The sequence below is a fragment of the Mesorhizobium sp. B2-3-13 genome (assembly GCF_006442195.1).
GTDB classification, from domain to species: domain Bacteria; phylum Pseudomonadota; class Alphaproteobacteria; order Rhizobiales; family Rhizobiaceae; genus Mesorhizobium; species Mesorhizobium salmacidum.
In genome coordinates this window covers 476,098-497,017 of the sequence record NZ_VFVQ01000001.1, presented here as the reverse complement: position 1 = coordinate 497,017, position 20,920 = coordinate 476,098, and the positions used below count along the sequence as shown (strand labels likewise).

17 protein-coding genes are annotated in these 20,920 nt (G+C 61.3%); 9 read left to right on the top strand and 8 right to left on the bottom strand.

The window, feature by feature from the left end:
- Positions 1 to 250 precede the first annotated feature (250 nt).
- Positions 251 to 1,102 carry a GNAT family N-acetyltransferase gene (locus tag FJ941_RS02345; RefSeq protein ID WP_181169695.1) on the top strand — a complete coding sequence of 284 codons (852 nt, stop codon included), beginning with the start codon at positions 251 to 253 and terminating at the stop codon, positions 1,100 to 1,102.
- On the top strand, positions 1,099 to 2,391 hold the full coding sequence (locus tag FJ941_RS02340; protein ID WP_181169694.1) for a glycosyltransferase: 1,293 nt from the start codon (positions 1,099 to 1,101) through the stop codon (positions 2,389 to 2,391). Before FJ941_RS02345 ends, FJ941_RS02340 begins: the two co-directional genes overlap by 4 nt.
- A 201-nt stretch (positions 2,392 to 2,592) precedes the next feature.
- On the opposite strand, the gene FJ941_RS02335 is transcribed toward FJ941_RS02340, so the two are convergent.
- On the bottom strand, positions 2,593 to 3,855 hold the full coding sequence (locus FJ941_RS02335; RefSeq protein WP_140502736.1) for a cellulase family glycosylhydrolase: 1,263 nt from the start codon (positions 3,853 to 3,855) through the stop codon (positions 2,593 to 2,595).
- A gap of 168 nt (positions 3,856 to 4,023) precedes the next feature.
- Here FJ941_RS02335 and FJ941_RS02330 point away from each other — a divergent pair, with 168 nt between their 5' ends.
- From FJ941_RS02330 to asnB, 4 genes are all read left to right on the top strand, one after another.
- Complete coding sequence (locus FJ941_RS02330) at positions 4,024 to 5,982, top strand: heparinase II/III-family protein (protein ID WP_181169693.1); 1,959 nt, start codon at positions 4,024 to 4,026, stop codon at positions 5,980 to 5,982.
- Between the two features lie 88 nt (positions 5,983 to 6,070).
- Positions 6,071 to 7,384 (top strand): UDP-glucose/GDP-mannose dehydrogenase family protein, encoded by a 1,314-nt coding sequence (locus FJ941_RS02325; protein WP_027144026.1) that lies wholly within the window; start codon positions 6,071 to 6,073, stop codon positions 7,382 to 7,384.
- The gene (locus tag FJ941_RS02320; RefSeq protein WP_140502734.1) at positions 7,365 to 8,627 is read left to right on the top strand and encodes a glycosyltransferase family 4 protein; all 1,263 of its coding nucleotides are present in this window, start codon (positions 7,365 to 7,367) and stop codon (positions 8,625 to 8,627) included. Before FJ941_RS02325 ends, FJ941_RS02320 begins: the two co-directional genes overlap by 20 nt.
- A 5-nt stretch (positions 8,628 to 8,632) precedes the next feature.
- Complete coding sequence (gene asnB, locus FJ941_RS02315) at positions 8,633 to 10,561, top strand: asparagine synthase (glutamine-hydrolyzing) (protein ID WP_140502732.1); 1,929 nt, start codon at positions 8,633 to 8,635, stop codon at positions 10,559 to 10,561.
- On the opposite strand, the gene FJ941_RS02310 is transcribed toward asnB, so the two are convergent.
- Together FJ941_RS02310 and FJ941_RS02305 are read right to left on the bottom strand one after the other, a co-directional pair.
- Positions 10,531 to 11,505 carry a glycosyltransferase family 4 protein gene (locus tag FJ941_RS02310; RefSeq protein WP_140502731.1) on the bottom strand — a complete coding sequence of 325 codons (975 nt, stop codon included), beginning with the start codon at positions 11,503 to 11,505 and terminating at the stop codon, positions 10,531 to 10,533. The two genes, asnB and FJ941_RS02310, sit on opposite strands and share 31 nt — an antisense overlap.
- A gap of 124 nt (positions 11,506 to 11,629) precedes the next feature.
- On the bottom strand, positions 11,630 to 13,111 hold the full coding sequence (locus FJ941_RS02305) for a hypothetical protein (RefSeq protein WP_140502730.1): 1,482 nt from the start codon (positions 13,109 to 13,111) through the stop codon (positions 11,630 to 11,632).
- Positions 13,112 to 13,349: 238 nt separating this feature from the next.
- Here FJ941_RS02305 and FJ941_RS02300 point away from each other — a divergent pair, with 238 nt between their 5' ends.
- Positions 13,350 to 13,781, top strand: a complete 432-nt coding sequence (locus FJ941_RS02300; protein ID WP_140502729.1) for a cupin domain-containing protein — start codon at positions 13,350 to 13,352, stop codon at positions 13,779 to 13,781.
- An 82-nt stretch (positions 13,782 to 13,863) separates the two neighbouring features.
- Here FJ941_RS02300 and FJ941_RS02295 read toward each other — a convergent pair whose 3' ends face one another.
- Both FJ941_RS02295 and FJ941_RS02290 read right to left on the bottom strand, forming a co-directional pair.
- Positions 13,864 to 14,319 (bottom strand): carboxymuconolactone decarboxylase family protein, encoded by a 456-nt coding sequence (locus tag FJ941_RS02295; RefSeq protein ID WP_140502727.1) that lies wholly within the window; start codon positions 14,317 to 14,319, stop codon positions 13,864 to 13,866.
- A 103-nt stretch (positions 14,320 to 14,422) separates the two neighbouring features.
- The gene (locus FJ941_RS02290; protein WP_140502726.1) at positions 14,423 to 14,851 is read right to left on the bottom strand and encodes an SRPBCC domain-containing protein; all 429 of its coding nucleotides are present in this window, start codon (positions 14,849 to 14,851) and stop codon (positions 14,423 to 14,425) included.
- 209 nt (positions 14,852 to 15,060) lie between these two features.
- Here FJ941_RS02290 and FJ941_RS02285 point away from each other — a divergent pair, with 209 nt between their 5' ends.
- Together FJ941_RS02285 and FJ941_RS02280 are read left to right on the top strand one after the other, a co-directional pair.
- Positions 15,061 to 15,813, top strand: a complete 753-nt coding sequence (locus FJ941_RS02285; protein ID WP_181169700.1) for a copper homeostasis protein CutC — start codon at positions 15,061 to 15,063, stop codon at positions 15,811 to 15,813.
- Entirely contained in the window at positions 15,810 to 16,298 is a 489-nt protein-coding gene (locus FJ941_RS02280; RefSeq protein ID WP_027144033.1) for a GNAT family N-acetyltransferase, read from the top strand. The genes FJ941_RS02285 and FJ941_RS02280 overlap by 4 nt, the downstream gene beginning before the upstream one ends.
- 22 nt (positions 16,299 to 16,320) lie before the next feature.
- Here the strand turns inward: FJ941_RS02280 and FJ941_RS02275 are convergent, their stop codons facing one another.
- From FJ941_RS02275 to FJ941_RS02265, 3 genes are all read right to left on the bottom strand, one after another.
- A complete protein-coding gene (locus tag FJ941_RS02275; RefSeq protein WP_027144034.1) occupies positions 16,321 to 17,343 on the bottom strand; it encodes an acyltransferase in 1,023 nt (340 codons plus the stop codon).
- Positions 17,344 to 17,606: 263 nt separating this feature from the next.
- A complete protein-coding gene (locus tag FJ941_RS02270) occupies positions 17,607 to 18,404 on the bottom strand; it encodes a xanthine dehydrogenase family protein subunit M (protein WP_140502724.1) in 798 nt (265 codons plus the stop codon).
- Positions 18,405 to 18,514: 110 nt separating this feature from the next.
- Positions 18,515 to 20,863, bottom strand: a complete 2,349-nt coding sequence (locus FJ941_RS02265; protein ID WP_140502722.1) for a xanthine dehydrogenase family protein molybdopterin-binding subunit — start codon at positions 20,861 to 20,863, stop codon at positions 18,515 to 18,517.
- Between the last annotated feature and the right edge of the window lie 57 nt (positions 20,864 to 20,920).

Sequence of the window (20,920 nt, the reverse complement as noted above, 5' to 3'; positions counted from 1 at the left end):
GCGCCAACTCGAGTCGACCGGCGTGGCAACGATCTTTCAGCGCTATGATTGGGTCGATGCCTACGCCCGGCATGTGCTGCCAAAGGAGAAAGCCACGCCAGCCATAGTATTGGGGCGGCTCGACGGCAATCCGGCCTTCATCCTCCCGCTGGCGACCTCGACGTTCGGACCCGTTCGCGTCGCGACCTGGATCGGCGGAAACCACTCCAGCTACAATTTCGGCCTGTGGAGCCACGAAGCCGCGGCGGCCATGGCCAGCATGAGGCGCACCCAGATTGAAGCCATGTTGCGCGCCGCGCTCGATGGAGTGGACTATGCGGTGCTCAGAAGAATGCCCAGGATCCATGACGACATGGCTCAGCCGCTCGCCGCGCTGTCGCGCAGCCCATCGCACACGGAAGGCTACTCCTTCGCTCTTGCCGGGGGATTTGCGGCTGTGCTGCAGAAAAGAAACGGCGGTTCGCGCCAACGCAAAATCCAATCGAAAGAGCGTAAAATGCGAGAGGCAGGCGTGCTGGAATATGGCACGGTTCGGTCTCTCGAGCGCGGCAATGCCGCTCTCGACTTCTTTTTCGAGCAGAAAGCCTTGCGCCTTGCCGAGCAAGGCCAGCTCAACAGCTTTGGTGCCCCAGGGGTGACGGATTTCTTCCGCGACCTTCTCGATCGCTCCCGGCACATGAGCGAGCCGTTGCTGGAAATGGCGGAGCTTCGGGTGGGCGGCAAGATCTGCGCCGTCATCGGTTCGGCGATACATCGCAAGCGGGTCAACGTATATTTCATGACCTTCGCCAGGGATGAATTGGCGCCACAAAGTCCGGGCCAAGTGCTGACTTTCAGGCAAATCGCGGAGTGCTGCGAACGCGGCATGGCCGCCTATGACCTGGGCGTCGGCTTCGAAGACTTCAAGACCCATTGGTGTGACGTCATCCATGAACTGGATGATGCCTATGTGCCGCTCACATCACGCGGCAATGCCGCTATCGCGGCGATCCAGCTTGGTCGGGCAGCGACGGATCAACTGCGTCGAAACCCATTTCTGTGGCAGCGCCTTAAATGGTTGAGGGCATATTTGGCGCGCCATGCATTCGCACGGAACAGATGACAGTCTTGGCCTCGAAACAATCCATCGCGACCGCTGACGTGAAATCGCCACAGCAAAGTCCGCTGGCTGGAGTCCGCGTCCTGTTCGTGGCGCCAGACGACTACCCGGCATTCCGTGTCGATCTGGTGGAACTGTTTTCAAACCATCTGGTTGGCCGTGGGCTGAAGATTGACTGGAGCCTGCGGCCTTACGCGGATGGTCTCAAACGTGTCGACGTGCGCGGCGCCGAGCGGTTCTATATCGCTCGTCGCCAGATGACGGAGAAATTCGGTTCGCTCCGTTATATGATGGCGGAAACCCGGCTTCGCCTGAAGCTGGCCTGGCGGGCAATGCGTGGCGAATATAACCTGATACAGATACGCGATCAGCCGCTGTGGGGCATCGTGTACGGCATCGCGGCCAGGATCTCCGGTACGCCCTTCGTGTTCTGGATGAGCTATCCCGTGCTGGAAGCGCGCATGCGTATCGCGCTTCACAATCTCGTGCCCATGAGCCTGCCGGCCCGATTTGTTCGACTTGCCTATGCTGTTATCGGCAGCGCCCTCTTCTACCGGATCGTGCTGCCGCTGTCGGACCATGTCATTGTCCAATCGAAAAGGATGCTTGAGCGCGTTGCCGAACGAGGCATACCGACGAAGAAGATGACGCCGATACCGATGGGGGTCACGGTTGAGCGCTATAATCCCGCGTCGATCACTGCCACTGACGACCCGCGGCTCATCGGCAAAAAGAGCATGGCTTATATGTGCGCCGATGTTCTGAACCTGACCACCCGCCTGACATTCGAGGCATTGGCCCTGCTGGTAGCCAACGGTTACGACACAGTGCTGGTGATCATTGGGGCCGTTGCGGCGCACGAGCGTGAACAACTTGCCTCTCAACTCGACAGGCTCGGCCTGTCCGAGAGGGTGATCTTTACCGGACGTCTTCCCCTGGTCGAGGCGCTGGGCTGGGTAAAGCGTGTCGACGTCTGCCTGTCACCGTTCGAGATGGATGCGGCCCAGCAGGTAGCCACGCCCACAAAGCTGGTTGAATATATGGCCATGGGACGGCCGATCGTTGCCACCGTCCACTACGATCAGAGCGAGGTGGTCAACCGCAGCGGCGCCGGTATCGTCACGGCATTTTCGGGCGAAGCAATCGCGGAAGGTGTCGCGCGATTGTTCGACGACCCGGACAAGGCCCGGACGATGGCCGCCAAAGGGCCCGTGTGGGTCAAGGCCAACCGTGACTACGCCCGTCTGGCAGACGAAGTTGAGCGCGTCTATACCAGCCTGCTTGCCCGATAGTGGTCGCGGGAGTTGAGGCTCTAACTCTTGTTTTCACATAATCTTGGACGGAATAGTGCTGGCAAGCATCGCTGCGGCGGTCTCAAGGCGGGGATTGCTTTCAGCATGTCGCGGCGGATAGGATTCGGTCGACCTGCCGTAAGCTTCTGATTCTATGCATGTCGTTATCCCGGAACCGAGGACACTTCCGGGCGACATGCATTAGCCTGGCATCCCCAATGCCTCGACGATCAAAGGATCGATCCGGTTGTCGTCGGCCCGCTGAATACCAAATTCCCGGCCGTTGATTTCCCAGAGCGCCCAGCCAAACCCCTGCGTCTGCGCAATGCCTGTCACATCCGAAAGCCAGGCCCGGCGATAGATCGGCTCGGCTCCCGTGAAAATCCGATCGCGCCGCGTCACCCCGCACTCGCCCATCACTATGCGATTCCTCGCGATGCCGTTACGATCTGCCCAGTTCGCCACACGCACGAAGTCTTTCTCGATGCGGGCGCGGTTCCAGCCGTCGGCCAAGAAACCATCGAGAATCCGATGCGCATCGGCCATGACAGCCATCTTTGCAGCCTGGTCAAGCGTCGTGTTGGCGGCAATGCGAGCTTCTATTTTCGCCGATATCTCGTCGGGCGAGACAGCGTCGTAAGGATAAGGAAGATCGACGACGTAGGGCGAAGAGGGTGCGTCCGGCGTCCCAAAATCGATGCCCTGATGGGTGAAGCTGAGCGGCATGTAGTAGTGGTAGGAAAACAGCGTATTGCTATCGATGAATGGTGATGGATCCAGATCCGTAAGCCCACTGATGCCGCCATAGTCGGCGCCGGTCAGCAGGATCGGCAGATCGACCGCCGCCCGCCGCGCCGCATCGTGCAGAACCAGCTGCGCCGCGCCCCAGACTTGGACCTGGGTTCGATGACTCGCCTCCCCGATCACCGGCTCATTCATGAGTTCCAGCGCGACCCGCTCCGACCGCAGTTCACCCAGCAGAGCCGCCAGCCGGCTGATCATCGCGGTATATTGAGCAAAAAGCGGCGCCTCCAGATCCGCCAGGATTGACTGAACCGAATAGGCCGGCACCTGCTCGACCGGATGGCAATCCACGATCACCGAAAGCCCGAGCTCCTGGAAGAGTTGCAAATTGTCCATGAGCTTCCGCTCCAGCGCGTCCCTGTCGCTGCCCTGCAACTGGATGAACGGGCCAACGTCCAAGGTGAGTCGGATAAAGTCGAATCCGACCTGCGCAAAATCGCGCACCAATTCGGCTGGGAAGACGTTTCGGGCCGTTTCGAACGGGCGCGCCACATAGTGTTGTGGATCGCCGTCGCGCAACGCTCCCCAATTCATCATTGTATGGATCGAACCGCCGTGTTGAAAACGGGAATTAGTTTTTGGCGCCGCGGCAGCACGCACCGAAAGGGCCGTCAGCGCGGCAATCGAAGCTGAAAGAAGCTGGCGTCGTGAGAATTCCATATGGCGGCGCTCCTGCGAGGCCCTGCAAGCCCGCGCCTATAAAGATACGGTACCCGGCCGGTGCGCACGAGGACAACGCGACAAAGATGCCGATTAAGGTTAGCGGAGCCGTCTGCCCGATAGCCGATGTTAATCTCAAGGCAATGGCAGTCCGTTAGAATCTGCTCCATGTTGAGACGTTTGACCTGGTATGCACGACGGCTTGCCGTGATGGAACATGGCGAGGTCCGTCATCGGTTTCGTGAGCAGTTGGAGCGCAGGCGCGCGCGGCGCGAGCGCCACAACTGGTCCGACTTTGCAACGGCCGGTGCGCGACCCAGCGTGTTGCCGCTGTTTGCGCCCCTGTTCGAAGCGGACTTGCCGCTGCCCGTCGCACAGCAACTGCAAACCGCCGCTGCCGCGTTTCGCGCCGGCCGGCTGAGACTGCTCAATCGCGACTGGCCTGTATCGATGCTGGACAGTAGCGGCCGTGTCGATCCGGTGATCTGGCGACTGGACCCGGTGAGCGGCGCAAGCTGGCCTGGCGCCGAGCGATCGACCTTCGACATCAATTTCCGCTTCGGCGAGGAGCATGGAGACGTCAAGTATGTGGCCGAGGCAAACCGGCTGCATTTTCTGGCGGCGCCGGCAATCCATGCCCGCCGGGAAAACGACGCAAGCCTTGCCCACGCCATACTCGGCTCCGTCTTCTCGTGGATGGAAGCGAATGTTCCCGGCCGCGGCATCAATTGGTATTCAGGCATCGAGGCCGGCTATAGGCTGATCTCGCTGTCCATCATCATAGCGTCGCTCGATCCATGGATCGACCGGGCTGCCGGCGAGCGGCTGGCATCCTTTGTCTGCGCCCACGGCCTGTGGCTCGCCAGGTTTCCCTCACTCCATTCCTCGGCCAACAATCACCTCGTCGCCGAGGCGATGGGCCTTGTGCTTGCCGCACGCATGCTGCCGGACCACTCGGACGCCTCACGCTGGTCGACACACGGTCGGACACATCTTGAAGACAGGGCGCTGGCCCTGTTCCATAAGGACGGCGTGGGCAAGGAGCAGTCGCCGGCCTACAGCGCTTTCACGCTCGAAATGCTGCTCATCGGCTTCAGCGTCTTGGGCGGCGCCACAGAAACCGCACGTAAGCGCATGGCTGAAGCCGCCCGCGCCTTGAACTTCTTTCTCGATGATGCCGGCCATACGCCGTTGATCGGCGATGACGACCAGAGCCGGGTCCTGTTGGCATTCGGCAGCGATGAGCCGCGTTATGTCACGTCCATCGTCGGCGCGATTGCCGGTTTTCTGGATCAGCCCGAACTCGGACCGGCTATACGCGATCCGCATTGGCGCGATGCTGTATTCGCCACCCCATCGTTGACGCCGCCGCCCGCCGACGGCGCGGTTACCCTTGAAGAGGGCGGCTATACCATCCGGCGCGGTGCCATAAAGGGCCGCCGTGTCCATTTTGTCTTCGATCACGGACCGCTTGGATTTGGCGCCTTGGCCGCACATGGCCACGCCGACGCGCTCGCGGTATGGCTCTCACTGGATGGCCTGCCGCTGCTGGTCGATGCGGGCACGCATCTTTATCATTCGGAAGGCGAAAGTCGACGGCGCTTCCGGGTCAGCGCCGTACACAATACCCTTACCATGGACGGCGTCAGCCAAAGCGAGCCGTCAGGTGCTTTCAACTGGATGCCACGGCGTGCCCGAGCAAGATTGGACGCCAGGTCGCAAGCGTCCCGGCTGAAAGTATCCGCCTCGCATGATGGTTACATGAGGCGCTTCGGCGTCATCCACCATCGGGATATAGAAGAAACCGCCGAGGGTTTTCTGATCACGGACCGGCTGGTTGGCACGAAGCCGTCGGGGACGGTCGAGATCGCTTTCCTGATTTCGCCGGAACTCAGCGTGTCGGTCGAGGGCAATTGTGTGGTGGCACGCCGCAACGGCCGGTCGGAACTCAGCATAGTAGCGCCCGAAAGCGCCGAGATCGAGATTGTACGCGGCGACCAGGCATCCGGACGCGGCCTGCAGTCGGCTGGATTCGGGCTCCTCGATGAGGCGGCAACCGTTGTTTTCAAGGCGCCTGGCCACCGGATGCGGTGGCAAAGCAGATTACTGATCGGTTTGCTAACCTGACCTTTACTTGTATTTTTTATGTTCTTCGAAAACAAGCGTGAAGGTGGCTCGATCCGCCTTTCGAAAGAAAGAACAGGACGGGCGAGCTATGAAAGTTTCCATCTTCGGATTGGGATATGTCGGTACTGTTTGTGCCGCGTGCCTGGCCGAGCGCGGGCATGACGTCATCGGCTGCGACGTCAGCGAGGCCAAGGTCGATCTCATAAACAGTGGCCGAAGCCCTATCATCGAGAAAGACGTCGGCGAACTTGTCGCTGCCAATGTCGCGTCGGGTCGTCTAAAGGCCTCATCCTCGACCGAGGAAGCCGTGATGAACAGCGACTTGTCGTTGCTTTGCGTCGGCACGCCCTCACGCCCCAACGGCTCACTGGATCTGTCGGCGGTTCAGGCGGTATCGCGCCAAATCGGATCGTCTCTTTCCAGAAAGGCCGACTATCACTCGGTCGTCGTTCGCTCGACCGTGCTGCCGGGGACGTTGTCCGACATCGTCATTCCGGCGCTCCAGGCAACTGCATCAAGGAAACTGGGCGAAACGTTCGGCGTGGCCTCAAACCCCGAATTCATGCGCGAGGGATCGGCGGTCGCCGATTTCAATAATCCAGCCAAGACCGTGATCGGCGTTGACGATGAGATAACCCGGGATCGGCTGTTGGAGCTCTACGCAGGCCTGCCTGGCCGCGTTGTCGTCACAGAGCCCCGGCTGGCTGAACTGGTCAAATACACAGACAACACCTGGCATGCGCTTAAGGTCGCCTTCGGCAACGAAATCGGCAATATCTGCAAGGCGGCGGGCGTTGACAGCCATGAGCTGATGGAGGTGTTCTTCGCCGACACCAAGCTGAATATCTCGAATGCCTATCTTCTGCCCGGCTTTGCGTTCGGCGGCTCCTGCTTGCCAAAGGACGTACGTGCGATCAACGCCTACGCGATACAGAACGATGTGGAAGCACCGCTGCTTAAATCCCTGCTGCCGTCGAACAAGCAGCAGGTCGAGCGCGCACTGGATCGCTTGCTGAGCTATGGCAAGCGCAAAATCGGCTTCCTCGGCTTCTCCTTCAAGGCAGGCACCGACGATTTGCGCGAAAGCCCGTATCTGGAACTTATCGAGCGGCTTGTCGGGAAGGGCTGCGACATCCGCATTTTTGACCCGAACGTGTCGTTGGCAAAGCTGATGGGCGCCAACAAAACATACCTAATGAACGCGATCCCGCACGTTACGCAGCTGATGGTCCCCTCGCTCGACGAGATGGTGATGCATTCGGACGTTGTCGTGGCCACCAGTCGTTCGCCCGAATATGAAACTGTGGTTGACAAGATGAATGCAGACCAGACGCTTCTCGACATGGCCAGGCTGCCGAACACGAACCGGTTTGCGGGGACCTATGACGGCATCAACTGGTAAGCGCATCCTCATCATCGTCGAAAACCTGCCTGTCCCCTTCGACCGCCGCGTCTGGTCAGAGGCAACCACGCTGGTGAAAGCCGGCTATCAAGTGTCGGTGATCTGCCCGAAAGGCAAGGGCGCGACCGCGCCCTACGAGGTGATCGACGGCGTCCATATCTATCGCCATTCGCTGCCGCTCGACGCCGAGGGCTTCCTTGGCTATGTGCTGGAGTACAGCACCGCGTTGTTTTGGGAATTCCTGCTGTCACTCAAAGTGGCGCGGCAGCGCGGTTTCGACGCGATCCATGCCTGCAACCCACCAGATACGATTTTTCTCATCGGCGGGTTCTACAAGTTGTTCGGCAAGAAGTTCCTGTTCGACCATCACGACGTCAATCCAGAGCTCTACGAGGCCAAGTTCGGCAAGCGCGGCATCGGCTGGAAATTCATGGTCTGGCTGGAGCGGCTTTCGTTCCGAACCGCCAATGTCTCGATCGCCACCAATGAAAGCTACCGCGACATCGCCATCAGACGGGGGGGCATGCTCCCCGAGAAGGTGCATATCGTGCGTTCTGGCCCCAATCTGGACCGGGTCAGAGAGGTTGCGCCCGATCCGAAATGGCGCAATGGTCGCCGCTTCGTCGTCGGTTATGTCGGCGTCATCGGCAAGCAGGAAGGACTCGACCTTCTGCTCGACTCGGTCGACCACCTGGTGAATACCAAAGGCCGCCAGGATATTCAGTTCGTGATCTGCGGCGGCGGTCCCGAGCTTGATGCCATCAAGGCGGATACAATCGCGCGCGGGCTCGTCGAGTACGTCACCTATACCGGTCGCTGCCCGGACGAGATTCTGTTTTCCGCGCTCTCGACCGCCGATGTCTGTGTCAATCCCGACCGGCCCACGGCGATGAACGACAAATCGACCATGAACAAGATCATGGAATATATGGCGCTTGGCAAACCGATCGTGCAATACGATCTGCGGGAAGGCCGCTTTTCGGCGCAAGGCGCCTCGCTCTACGCAACCTGTACGGAGCCGACCGACTTCGGCGACAAAATCGCCGAACTCCTCGACGACAGCGAGCGCCGCGCGACCATGGGCGCGTTAGGTCGTGAGCGGGTACGCAAGGAACTCGCCTGGAGCCACGAGGGTCCGAAGTTGCTGGCCGCCTATGACGCCTTGTTCGGCACGCCTTCCAGGAGCCAAATCCAGAAGCCAAGTTCGGGGTCCGACCCGGCCATGTGCAGCGGTCAGGGCTAGCCGCGATGTGCGGAATTTTTGGGTTCCACGCCCGATCGCGCTTGGCTCTCGCCCAAACGCTGGATGGGGCCACGGATCGGCTGGCCCATCGCGGTCCGGACGGGCGCGGAACATTGATCATGCGGAGCCCGGATGGCGAGTGGCAGGCCGGACTCGGTCATCGTCGGCTGTCGATCCTTGATATCGAAGGCAGCCCGCAGCCGATGCATTCGCATGACGGCCGATATGTCATCGTCTACAATGGCGAGGTCTACAATTATATCGAATTGCGCGCCGAACTCATGGAACGCGGACATCGCTTTGCCACGCAAGGCGACACCGAAGTCGTGATCGAGGCCTGGCGCGCCTGGGGCGACGACTGCCTGCCGCGCCTCAACGGCATGTTTGCCTTTCTGCTTTGGGACAGCGAAACCGGCCGCCTCTATGCCGCGCGCGATCCTTTCGGCAAGAAACCGCTCTTCCTGGCTTCCGGGGACGACTTCCACGCCTTCGCCTCCGAAATCGATTCGCTGCGCCATTTTCCAGGTGTCGACGACCGTCTGGATCAGGATTCGCTGCGCGAATTTCTCAGCTATCGCTATGTCCCTGGACCGGCCACGTTCTTTCGCGGCATCTCCAAGGTTCCGCCAGGAACCTTCATGGTGGCCGATGGCGCCAACATCCGTGCGGAGCGCTATTTCACGACGCCTTTTTCGCGCACGTCGCCCACCGTCGAAAGCTTCGACGAGGCGGTGAGGCTTTTTGGCGAGAAGCTTGATGAGGCGGTACGGCTCAGATTGCGCTCGGATGCGCCGTTTGGCGCATATCTTTCCGGCGGGCTCGATTCCTCGATGATCGTTGCGCTGATGAGCCGTCACATGGGCAAGCCCGTGGCGACCTATTCAGTAGGGTTCGATGTGCCCGGCTCCTCCGAATTACCCTATGCCAGGCAAGTCGCCGACACCTTCGGCAGCTACCACAGTGAGCTCGTCGTGAACATGGATGCGTTCACGTCGGTGTGGGAGGAGGCGGTGCTGCGGCGGGGCGCGCCGGTATCCGAGCCGTCGGACCTGCCGGTTCTCCTTTTGTCACGGCTGGCGAGCCGCACCGTCAAGATGGTGCTTACCGGCGAAGGCGCCGACGAGCTCTTGGGAGGCTATCCCAAGCATCGCGCCGAGCCGTGGGTTTCCATGTACCAGAGTCTGGTGCCGGGCGGCTTGCACGAAGCCCTTGTGGGTCCTGGCGCACGCGCCCTGCCCTATGCGGCGCGGCGACTGAAGATCTTGGCCGGCGTCGCCGGCATTCGCGATGCACAGGCCCGTATGGTGGCCTGGTTCGGCGGAGCAGACGGCGGACAAGCCGAGGCGCTCTATTCCGGTCCGCCCCAATCGCGCGATCTCGATCCGCTGCCGTTCACGACCGATGGCGAAATCAGCCCGCTCAAACGCATGCTGCATTTCGATCAGACGTCATGGCTGCCGGACAATCTTCTCGAGCGCGGCGATCGCATGATGATGGCGGGGTCAATCGAAGGACGCATGCCATTCATGGATGTCGGCCTGGCCGAACTCGTCGCCCAATTTCCCGATGCTTTCCTGACCGGCGCGCCAAAGGGCAAGCGCGTGCTGCGATCGCTTGCAGCGCAATTGCTTCCCCGCCAGATCCTGGAGCGCAAGAAGGTCGGCTTCCGGGTACCTGTCGAGCAATGGTTCCGTACCGGCATGTCGGATCAGCTTCGAGATCTGCTGCAGAGTGACAGCGCCACAGTGCGCAATGTCTGCAATGCGCGCGAGATAGATCGACTGATGAGCGAGCACCTGGGTGGCGCTCACAATCACGAGAAGATACTGTGGGCGCTTGCCAATCTGGAGCAGTTCTTCCGGGTGTTCCGGCCGACGCTCGATGCTGAACAGCCGCAAGCCGCTCAGCGACGGGTCGCCAGCGCCTTCCGATAGGCTCCCTGAAGACCTTCGATCATGGTTTCGAGGCGGAAACGCGCGTTATAGATATCGCGCGACGCGGTTCGAAACGCTTCGCGGCGCGCGCCGTTTTCAATCAATTGCGCAAGGGCATGCGCAAGCTCTTCCGCATCGTCCGGCTTCACGCTTAGACCGTTCCGACCTTCCCTCAATACGTCGGGCACCGAGCCAACCGATGTCGCGACCAGGGCTGCGCCCGCACACGCACCCTCCAGCAGGCAAACCGGCAGGACCTCATTGCGTGACGGCAGGACGACGATGTCGGCCTGCCGATAGAGCGGCAGGATCGTCTCGAGCGCCAGCCAGCCGGTGAATTCTACCTGGCCGAAAAGCCCTGAACTTATGGCGCGGTCGCGGAAGGCGGCGACATCGCCGGCACCCGCGAAGGTCGCGCGCCATCGCGGCAGATCCTTCGGCAGCAGCGCAAGTGCCTGAAGCAATACCCCGGCGCCTTTGGCCTCGGTGAGGTTGCCGGCAAACAACAGTCGAACGGGCGCATTCTCCTCGCGCGGTTGCGGTGCATCAAAAGCGAAGTCGGCGACGCCATTGGACACGACATCGAAGCGATCCGGCGGCATGTGATAAAAGTGAGCGACGAAGTCTCGCCAGTAATCGCCAAGCACGATGATGGCGTCGGCTCGCTCAAAGACAAGGCGCAAGACACGGACCCAGCCGCGTTGCGCATCTCCGGGCTTGGGAAAGGCCGAGCCATGAAAATGGACGACCGTGGCCGCGCCGGCCAATCGCGCCATGGACTGCATGACCCATTTCCTCCACGACGATGCATTCGTCGCGGTGTTGAGGTGGACGATGTCATACCGGCGGGTTGCCAGCAGCCAGCCATAGCGGATCAATGCGAACGGGAAATGTGCCAGCCAACCGACACTGGACGCGTCGCCACGCGAGGCCAGGAAATCCATCTCGATCGCACTGCCAGCCGTCGAACGAAGCTGTTCATCAACGTGAGAAAACAGCGTCTCGATCCCGCCACGGCCTTTCAGGCCCCGTGGAACGACACAGAGGACCCGTATTCGATCCAAAAGGTCACACAACCCTTCGAAGCGCCGACCTGGGCGCGGGTGCACGACAGTCGATGACTTCAAGATGATCGCTGCTGTTGAGAGTATGGATCATCGGATAAGGTCTCTTTGCCGACGCAAGAATGGGCACTGGTAAGGTCAAACGCACCTTCGTCTCGTCCAACTCGACAAGGTCGGCAAGTCCGAGCCCGCCGCCATAATTGTCCGTGCCGTTCTGCAATGGCAATATGATGCGATCGCCCATACGCACAAAACAGCCTCCGGGCCGGGCTGCGGCGCGATCGATTCTCACCGGATTGCTCCGGTGCGGGAACCATGGTCCCTCCAGGGCCTGCGCATAATAGACCACGAGGGTGTCCGAGGCGCTGCCGTAGCCGTCGCGTTCGGTCGCGAACAGCCAAAGCTTGCCGCCATGCTCCAGCAAGGTCGCATCGAAAAGTTCGCGATCCGGAATCAGGACCGAATGCCGAACCCACCGGTCCGGGAACGACTCAGCCCGGTATAGAACCAGATCTCCACCCGAACCGCCCTCGGGAAGCATCCAGATCTGGCCGCCATGACTGAACACTTGCGGATAGGACAGATGATAGGGTTCCTCGATCACCACACGCGGCACGGTTGGAGCGCCGTCCCGGAAGACCTCGGTCACGGAAATCACCGCTTTGGTACTGGCATGGCAAAAGTCTTCAATGAATATGAAATATCGCCCCTGCCATTCGAACGGAAACGGATCAGCATAGAAACGATCGCCATCATCGGGCAGATCGATCCAGGGTTCTCCGGCCAGGAGACCCGTGGCCGCGACGGTCTGGCCATTGTGAAACCGGTAGCTCACCCGCCAACGATTGAGGCGGAACCCCAAGCGCTTGGCCGCCCCTGCTGTTTGCCGGGGTATGGTTGAAAGAAGGTAGGTACCGATCAGCTGTCCATTGGTTGGACACTGATGCGCGCGCCCTGTCGGTTCGGATCGGGCCTTGTGGCCCTTGAGGAAATGATCCGTCGTATCCACCAGCAGTGTGCACATGCGCGCCAGAATGTCATTGAGCCCGCGAAGGATCGAAAGCCGGCTGTCGACCATGGGGGCCGCGCACGCGATGCGTTCACCATCCAGAATGATTTCGATATCGGGAAGGCCGCCGGCCATCAACACCCGGGCTGCTTCGGCAATTGACGCGGAGCCCGCGAAGCCCGGGCGAAGGCCGGGAGAGGCAATAGGCAGCATGACGCCGGTCAGATCGATACGCAGTTCAGCGTCAGGCCGGGACCGAGACAGTTCCACGCTCTCGACAGGTTCAAGAAGGTCATGGCCCCGAATCTGCACTGCCTTGCGCTCAAGGCGCAGAATATAGCCAAGCGGCCATTGTACCCCGGGCGCCGCAACGCCGACCAGCGCAACGTCATGACCTTTCTCGGCCAGCCGCTTGGCGACAAGCATGTGCACCGAACACACGTTGTCATCAGGAACAAGTATATCAATTCTGCTCATCGGGGATTCCGTCAGCGAAGGTCGAGAGACTATGAGAACCAGTTGCTAAGTTCGGCTTAATACCGCGGACTCTGTAAGGTGTGTTCGGCGGTGTGCGTTCTGCCTATCACCGAGACGTGCGACAGCATGGCTTTCTCACTCGATGCCAGGTGGCAATGGGTCGAGCCATTCCGACGGTCTCACCGGCAGGCTTGCGCATGGGGAGTCTCCCGAGCAATGCTGCGGCAGTGGAGGAATCATGCGGAAAGTCCTGATAGCGGTACTGCTGACCGCGGCCGCACTTTATGCAAATTGTGCCCTGGCATTGGACAGCAGCGGAACCCCCGTCGTCGTGACGCCACTCGCATCACGCACGACCACTGCATCAGGTCAGCCGATCCCGCTGCCGCAGAAGAACGTGCAGGTGCTGGTCTCGACCTATGACATCAGGCCCGGCGCGACCTTGCCGGTCCATCGCCATCCCTTCCCGCGCTACGCCTATGTCGAGGCCGGAACACTGAAGGTCACCAACGTCGAGACCGGCAACAGCAACGTCTACAAGACAGGTGATTTCATCATCGAGATGATCGGCCAATGGCATCAGGCCACCAATATTGGTGACGGGCCGGTCAAGCTCCTGGTGATCGATCAGGTCGAGGAAGGCGCCAAGAACACGGAATTGCGCCAGTAGCCACCAAGACTAAGCCCGCGCCCGAGGGCGGGAAGGCAAAGCCCCGCCCGCCCTCGCCTCGCGGACCATTCGAACCAGGCGCCTAGCCCCAGGCGCCAACCGGCTGCCGGGTCGTTGCGTTCAGCCTATTGAAGGCGTTGATCAGGGCGATCTGGATGACCAGTGCGGCAAGCGCCTTCTCGTCATAATGCCGCGCCACTTCGTCCCAGACATCGTCCGGCACTGCGTCCGGCCGGTCGGCGAGCCTGGTGCCGGCTTCTGCCAGCGCCAATGCCGCGCGCTCGGCGTCGGTGAAATACGGCGTCTCCCGCCAGGCCGCCAGCGCAAAGATGCGCTCGTCCTTTTCTCCGGCCTTCTTCAATTCGCGCGCATGCATGTCGACGCAGACGCTGCAATTATTGATCTGGCTGGCGCGCAGATGAATGAGCTTGCGCGTCACATAGGGCACGTCGGCCGCCTCGGTCGACTTGTCCAGCGCCAGCAGCGCCTGCACCGAACCGGGGATGAGCATCACCGGGTTCTTGATCCTTGCTTGCATGATCCTTCTCCTTTTGAATTGTTTCTCCGGGCGTGTCTTCCCGGCCCGGACGCCTCGCATCCAGGATTCGAACTTGATAAAACTGTTAGCTGCCTGCCGCGTATCAGGCCTGCGTTGCGGTAACCTGTTCGAGCCGTTCGAGAATGCGCGGCCAGCCACTTCCCATGCCGATATAGCCACGCTCGTCGGCCGGCCGGAATCCCGACTGCTCCATTCGCACCCGGGTCGCCACACCCTCGGGCGTCAGTGACCAGGTCACCACGGTTTTCAACCCGCTGTCCGATTCCGTCCCATCGCCCCAACTGTAGGCCAGCAGCCGCGGCGCCTCGACTTTCAGCACCACGCAGTTCGTTACGCCGGACCATCCGGGAATTGGTGTGGCACGCAGTGTGAAGCGATGCCCCTCTTGCGCAGCGAAGTCATTCTGCATGAGCCATTCGCCGACGAGCGCTGGCACGGTCAGTGCCCGCCATATCTTTTCCGCCGAATATGGAACCAGCCTTTCGACGACAATCGATTTGGTTTCCGTCATGCCTTGCTCCTCTCGTTGTTGTCGTCGTGCCACGCACGCGCAATCAATAACCCGTCAGCTATACATTACTCATAACCATGTGGTTATGCGATTGTCAAGTAAGGAATCTGCCATCTGGTCCAAATGGCGGCATAGGGTTCGCGCTTTCGCGTCAGCCGTCCTGGTGCTAGGGCTCTCCACGACATCATGAACTGGATTGCCCCTTGACCATGGAAACTCGCCCGCCGCTGATCGAAATCTGTGTCGAAGGCATCGATGGCCTGCTCGCCGCGCAGGCCGCAGGCGCCGACCGGGTCGAACTCTGCGCCAGTCTGGTCGAGGGCGGCATCACGCCGAGTGTTGGCACTGTGCACGCCGCGCTCGACCAGGCGACCGTCCCGTTCCACGTCATGGTGCGGCCACGCGGCGGTGATTTTCTCTACAGCGAGACTGAATACCGCTCGATGCTGGCCGACGTCACCGCGCTCCGCGAGCTCGGTGTGCCCGGCGTGGTGTTCGGCTGCCTGAACGCCGACGGCACCATCGATGAGAAGCGAATGGGCGAACTGACCGAGGCCGCAGGGCCCTTGAACGTCACCTGCCACCGCGCCTTCGACATGACGCGCGATCCGGCCGAGGCACTGGAAGCGCTGATCCGCGGCAAGGTCGGCCGCGTGCTGACCAGCGGTCAGCGCGACACGGCGATCGAGGGCTTGCCGTTGCTGGAAGAGCTGGTGCGTCAAGCCGGCGACCGGATCATCATTCTCGGCTGCGGCGGGCTCGATCTCGGCAACATTGCCGAGGTGCGCGCAAGGACCGGCCTGGCCGAAATGCACTTCGCCGCCCTCAAGGACGTGCCGAGCGCCATGCGCTACCGCAATCCGAAGGTCGGCATGGGCGGCTCCGATCTCGACCGCGAGTATCGCAACACACTGACCGACACACCGCTGGTGGCGGCGACAATCGCGGCGGCCAAGGCATGACCTCTCCCATAGACCGCATAGCGCAGGACGACGAAGCCGCCATACTGGCGCTCAACAACGAGCACGCCGCCGAATTGTCGTGGCTCGAAGCCGAACGGCTGTCCTTCCTGCTCGGCGAGTCCTTCTATGCCCGCCGCATCGGCGATCTCGAAGCCTTCATCATGACCTTCGACCAGGATGCGAATTACGACAGCCCGAACTTCGTCTGGTTCCGCGAGCGCTACGAACGCTTCATCTATGTCGACCGCGTCGTCGTGGCGGCGCACGCAAGAGGCCGCGGCCATGCTCGCCGGCTCTATCGGGACCTGTTCGACCAGGCGGAGAGCGCCGGCCACACACTGGTCACCTGCGAGGTCAACACCGACCCGCCCAACCCAGCCTCGGATGCCTTCCACGCCGCTCTCGGCTTCGCCGAAGTCGGCGACGCGGTGATCCATGGCGGCAAGAAGGCGGTGCGCTATTATATCAGGCAGATCGCCGCCTGATCCGATGGCGCTCGGCGCTCATTCACCAATTGCGGTTGAGCCATTCGCGCGCTGGGCGCTCGATGAGATAGTAGCTGCAGAGCGCGCAGGCGAAAACCCCGGCCAGCATCGGCCATGGATTGCTGCCCTGCTCGTAGACGAATTTGTAGAAGGGCTGCTGCCACAGATAGAGCGAATACGACCACAGACCCAGTGTCGTCATCGGCAGGGATGACAGCCATCCGGACAAGAACCGCGTGCTGAAATCCAGCGCATTGATAGCAGTCGCCAGCAATGGCACCGCGACCAGGTAGTGGATCGGTGTCGGTACTGAATCCATGAACAGGAAAACCGCGCCAACGGCCGCCGCAACGGCGACATAGGGCCCCTTCAACAAGGCCGGCAGCTTGCCGTCGGCCTTGAGCAGGCAGACCGCGGCCGACAGCAGGATCGAGGCGATGTGCACATCGGTGCGCCAGTACGTGGCTTCATAATCCATGTGCAGGAACCAGTAGGAAACCGCGCCATTGGCCATGGCCAGCAAGGCCAGGACCAGCAGCAGCGGGACGACACGGCTGCGGCTGGCAACGATTGCGCTGATCGCTGCCAGGATGATGTAGGCATGCTCTTCGATACAGAGCGACCAGATGTGGTCGAGTGCGCCGGCCCGGTTCAGGAGAATTCCGGCATAGTTGTAGGTGAATGTCAGCGCCGTCAGGGCCGCCTTCCATTTGAAGACGATGAACGTGCCTGAGAGCGCGATCATGGCGACGACGACAAAGACCAGAAGCGCCGGATAGATGCGCGAGAAGCGGCGTTTGAAGAATTTCTTCAGCGGATAGCGTTCGATGAACAGGATTTCGGCCATCAGCCGGCCGCTGAGCACGAAGAAGAATTCGACGCCCAGCACGCCCAGATTGATTCCGGGAACGGGAAAAAAATGCCCAATCAGCACCAGGGCGATCGACAGACCGCGCCAGCCGTCGAGATAGGCAAGCCTTGTCCTGGCCGATCGGTCGACGATCGTTTGGGACGGAACCAAATGGGTCGCGGAAATTTCGGACATGCCGATCCCTTCGCATTGATATGCGAAAGGGCACGGCTGCACGCATTCCGAACCCGGCTCGCATTCTCCGCCCGCCCCATACTGCAGTGCAATATAAGTTTGTGCAAGTGCGAGATTGGCGCCGGTGCATTCCCGGGCAGGCATGGGTCAGAATCGTTTCAACCAAACATGGGAATGCGGCGGCCGGGAACCGGGCAGCTACAGGCGCCAGGAACGAAAAAGGGGCCGTGACAGCCCTTTCCTTGTCCGCAATCGATCTTGTGTCAGGCGTTGGCTGCCGCCACCGCGCGCTTGGCCATGACCGCGATCAGGTTGGCGCGGTAGTCGGCGGAAGCGTGGATGTCGCTCATCAGGTTTTTCGCCGGCACTTTCACGCCATTGAGCGAAGTGGCATCGAAGCTCTTGGCAAGTGCCGCCTCGATCTCCTTCGAGCGGAAGACGCCGTCATCGCCGGCGCCGGTGACGGCAACGCTGACGCCATCCTTGCCCTTGGCCACGAACACGCCGACGATCGCGTAGCGCGAGGCCGGGTTGCGGAATTTTTCGTACGCAGCCTTTGCCGGCGCCGTGAAGGAGACCGCCGTGACGATCTCGCCATCCTTCAAGGCCGTCTCGAACAGCCCCTTGAAGAACTTGTCGGCTGATATGTCGCGCTTGTTGGTGATGATGGTGGCGCCCAGCGCCAGAAGTGCGGCCGGATAATCCGCCGCCGGATCGTTGTTGGCGATCGAACCGCCGATCGTGCCCTTGTGGCGTACCGCCGGATCGCCGATCAGCGACGCCAGATGGGCAAGCGCCGGGCAGGCCTTGCGCAGCTTATCGTCATTGGCGACGTCGAAATGCGTGGCGGCGGCGCCGATCGTGACCGTCTTGCCTGACACCTTGACGCCCTGCAGGTCCTTGATGCGTGACAGGTCGACCACGTCGGAAGGGGCCGCCAGCCGCGTCTTCATGGCGGGGATCAAGGTCATGCCGCCCGACAGCAGCTTGGCGTCGCCGTTTTTTACGAGCTTGGCGGCTTCAGTGACCGAGGCGGCACGGTGATAGTTGACTGCGTACATGGGATCCTCCCCCTAAGTGGTTAGGCAGTAGTGGTAGTCAGTAGTAGGTAGGGACTGGCTGCCGCCGGAGCTGGATACGGTGCCCTTTTTCGCTACTCACTACTCCCTACTCACTCATTCGCGGCGCGGATCGCGGCCCACACGGTCGACGGTGTGGCCGGCATGGCGATATCGGCGATGCCGATGGCGTCGGTGATGGCATTGATCACCGCCGGCGGCGAACCGATGGCGCCGGCCTCGCCGCAGCCCTTGATGCCGAGCGGATTGCTCGGACATGGCGTGTTCGATGTCGAGACCTTGAACGACGGCAGGTCGCCGGCACGCGGCATGGTGTAGTCCATGTAGCTCGCCGTCAGCAATTGCCCGCTGGTGTCATAGTGAGCGCCTTCCAGCAGCGCCTGGCCAACGCCCTGGGCGATGCCGCCATGCACCTGCCCTTCGACGATCATCGGATTGATGATGTTGCCGAAATCGTCCGCCGCCACGAACTGGACGATCTCGGTCGTTCCGGTTTCCGGATCGATCTCAACCTCGCAGATGTAGCAGCCCGCCGGGAAGGTGAAGTTCGCCGGATCGTAGAACGCCGTTTCCTTCAGTCCTGGTTCCATGCCGGCCGGCAAATTGTGCGCGGTATAGGCGGCCAAAGCCACCTGGAACCACGGCAGGCTCTTGTCGGTACCGGCGACCTTGACTTCGCCATTCTCGATGACGATGTCGCCCTCGTCGGCTTCGAGCAGGTGCGCGGCGATCTTTTTGGCCTTGGCCTCGACCTTGTCGAGCGCCTTGGCAATCGCCGACATGCCGACCGCGCCCGAGCGCGACCCGTAAGTGCCCATGCCCATCTGCACCTTGTCGGTGTCGCCGTGGACGATCGACACCGAATCGATCGGCACCCCAAAACGCTGGTTGACCAGTTGCGCGAAGGTCGTTTCGTGCCCCTGGCCATGGCTGTGCGAGCCCGTCAGCACCTCGATAGTACCGACGGCATTGACCCTTACCTCAGCCGATTCCCACAGGCCGACGCCGGCGCCAAGCGAGCCGACCGCAGCCGACGGGGCGATGCCACAAGCCTCGATGTAACAGCTCATGCCGATGCCGCGCAGCTTGCCCTTTTTGGCCGCGTCCGCCTTGCGCCTGGCAAAGCCTGCATAATCGGCGGTCTTCATGGCCGCGTCGAGCGAGGTCGCATAATCGCCGGCGTCATAGTTCATGATCACCGGTGTCTGGTGCGGGAAGGTCGTGATGAAGTTCAGGCGCCGCAGCTCGGGCGGAGACACGCCGAGCTCGCGTGCAGCGGCTTCCATGGTGCGCTCCAGAAGATAGGTGGCTTCTGGCCGCCCTGCCCCGCGATAGGCATCGACAGGTGCCGTGTTGGTGTAGACGGTGCGTACATTGGCGTGAATGGCCGGGATGTCGTACTGCCCTGACAGCAGTGTCGCGTAGAGATAGGTCGGCACACAGGACGAGAACAGCGACATGTAGGCGCCGAGATTGGCGATGGTGTCCACCTTCAGCCCGGTGATCCTGTTGTTCTTGTCGAAAGCCATTTCCACGGTCGAGACGTGGTCGCGGCCATGCGCGTCGGTGAGGAAGCTTTCGGTGCGATCGGCGACCCATTTGACCGGCACGCCGGTCTTCTTCGAGGCCCACAGGCAGACGATCTCTTCCGGGTAGATATAGATCTTGGAGCCGAAGCCGCCGCCGACATCCGGCGCGATCACGCGCAGCTTGTTTTCGGGTGCGACGTTGTAGAAGGCGCTCATCACCAGCCGCGCGACATGCGGGTTCTGCGATGTCGTCCAGCAGGTGTAATGATCCTCGGCCTTGTCGTAATGGCCAAGAGCCGCGCGCGGCTCCATCGCGTTCGGCACCAGCCGGTTATTGACGATCTTCATGCGGGTGACATGCGCCGCCGCCTTGATGGCGGTATCGGTCGCCTTAGCATCGCCGATCTCCCAGTCGAAGATCAGGTTGTTCTCGGCCTCGGCATGGACTTGCGGCGCGCCCTTTTCGAGCGCCTTGGTCGCGTCGACGACGGCCTTCAGTTCCTTGTAGGTGATGTCGACCGCCTCGGCCGCATCGCGTGCCTGGCCCTTGGTTTCGGCCACCACCACCACGACCGCATCGCCGACATAACGGACCTTGTCGACGGCCAGCGGCGACCATGCGCCCATCTTCATGGGCGAACCGTCCTTGGAATGGATCATCCAGCCGCAGATGAGATTGCCGATACCATCGGCCTTGAGCTCCTTGCCGGTCAGCACGCCAATGACGCCCGGCATGCCTTGAGCCGTTTTCACGTCGATCTTCTTGATCTGCGCATGCGCGTGCGGGCTGCGCACGAAGGCTGCATGCTTCATGCCGGGCACCACCATGTCGTCGACATAGCGGCCGGCGCCGGTGATGAACCTTTTGTCTTCCTTGCGCGCGACCCGAGCGCCAACACCTTCGATGCCCATGCAGAGATTCCTCCCGAAAAGTGAATAGGAAGCAGTGAGCAGTAAGTATAGCCGCCG

Coding starts and splice junctions, on each gene's coding strand:
- FJ941_RS02330 (WP_181169693.1), top strand. CDS start 4,024: ATGTTGAGACGTTTGACCTGGTATGCACGACGGCTTGCCGTGATGGAA.
- FJ941_RS02335 (WP_140502736.1), bottom strand. CDS start 3,855: ATGGAATTCTCACGACGCCAGCTTCTTTCAGCTTCGATTGCCGCGCTG.
- FJ941_RS02300 (WP_140502729.1), top strand. CDS start 13,350: ATGCGGAAAGTCCTGATAGCGGTACTGCTGACCGCGGCCGCACTTTAT.
- FJ941_RS02280 (WP_027144033.1), top strand. CDS start 15,810: ATGACCTCTCCCATAGACCGCATAGCGCAGGACGACGAAGCCGCCATA.
- FJ941_RS02310 (WP_140502731.1), bottom strand. CDS start 11,505: ATGGATTTCCTGGCCTCGCGTGGCGACGCGTCCAGTGTCGGTTGGCTG.
- asnB (WP_140502732.1), top strand. CDS start 8,633: ATGTGCGGAATTTTTGGGTTCCACGCCCGATCGCGCTTGGCTCTCGCC.
- FJ941_RS02345 (WP_181169695.1), top strand. CDS start 251: ATGGCCAGCATGAGGCGCACCCAGATTGAAGCCATGTTGCGCGCCGCG.
- FJ941_RS02275 (WP_027144034.1), bottom strand. CDS start 17,343: ATGTCCGAAATTTCCGCGACCCATTTGGTTCCGTCCCAAACGATCGTC.
- FJ941_RS02285 (WP_181169700.1), top strand. CDS start 15,061: ATGGAAACTCGCCCGCCGCTGATCGAAATCTGTGTCGAAGGCATCGAT.
- FJ941_RS02325 (WP_027144026.1), top strand. CDS start 6,071: ATGAAAGTTTCCATCTTCGGATTGGGATATGTCGGTACTGTTTGTGCC.
- FJ941_RS02290 (WP_140502726.1), bottom strand. CDS start 14,851: ATGACGGAAACCAAATCGATTGTCGTCGAAAGGCTGGTTCCATATTCG.
- FJ941_RS02265 (WP_140502722.1), bottom strand. CDS start 20,863: ATGGGCATCGAAGGTGTTGGCGCTCGGGTCGCGCGCAAGGAAGACAAA.
- FJ941_RS02270 (WP_140502724.1), bottom strand. CDS start 18,404: ATGTACGCAGTCAACTATCACCGTGCCGCCTCGGTCACTGAAGCCGCC.
- FJ941_RS02295 (WP_140502727.1), bottom strand. CDS start 14,319: ATGCAAGCAAGGATCAAGAACCCGGTGATGCTCATCCCCGGTTCGGTG.
- FJ941_RS02340 (WP_181169694.1), top strand. CDS start 1,099: ATGACAGTCTTGGCCTCGAAACAATCCATCGCGACCGCTGACGTGAAA.
- FJ941_RS02305 (WP_140502730.1), bottom strand. CDS start 13,111: ATGAGCAGAATTGATATACTTGTTCCTGATGACAACGTGTGTTCGGTG.
- FJ941_RS02320 (WP_140502734.1), top strand. CDS start 7,365: ATGACGGCATCAACTGGTAAGCGCATCCTCATCATCGTCGAAAACCTG.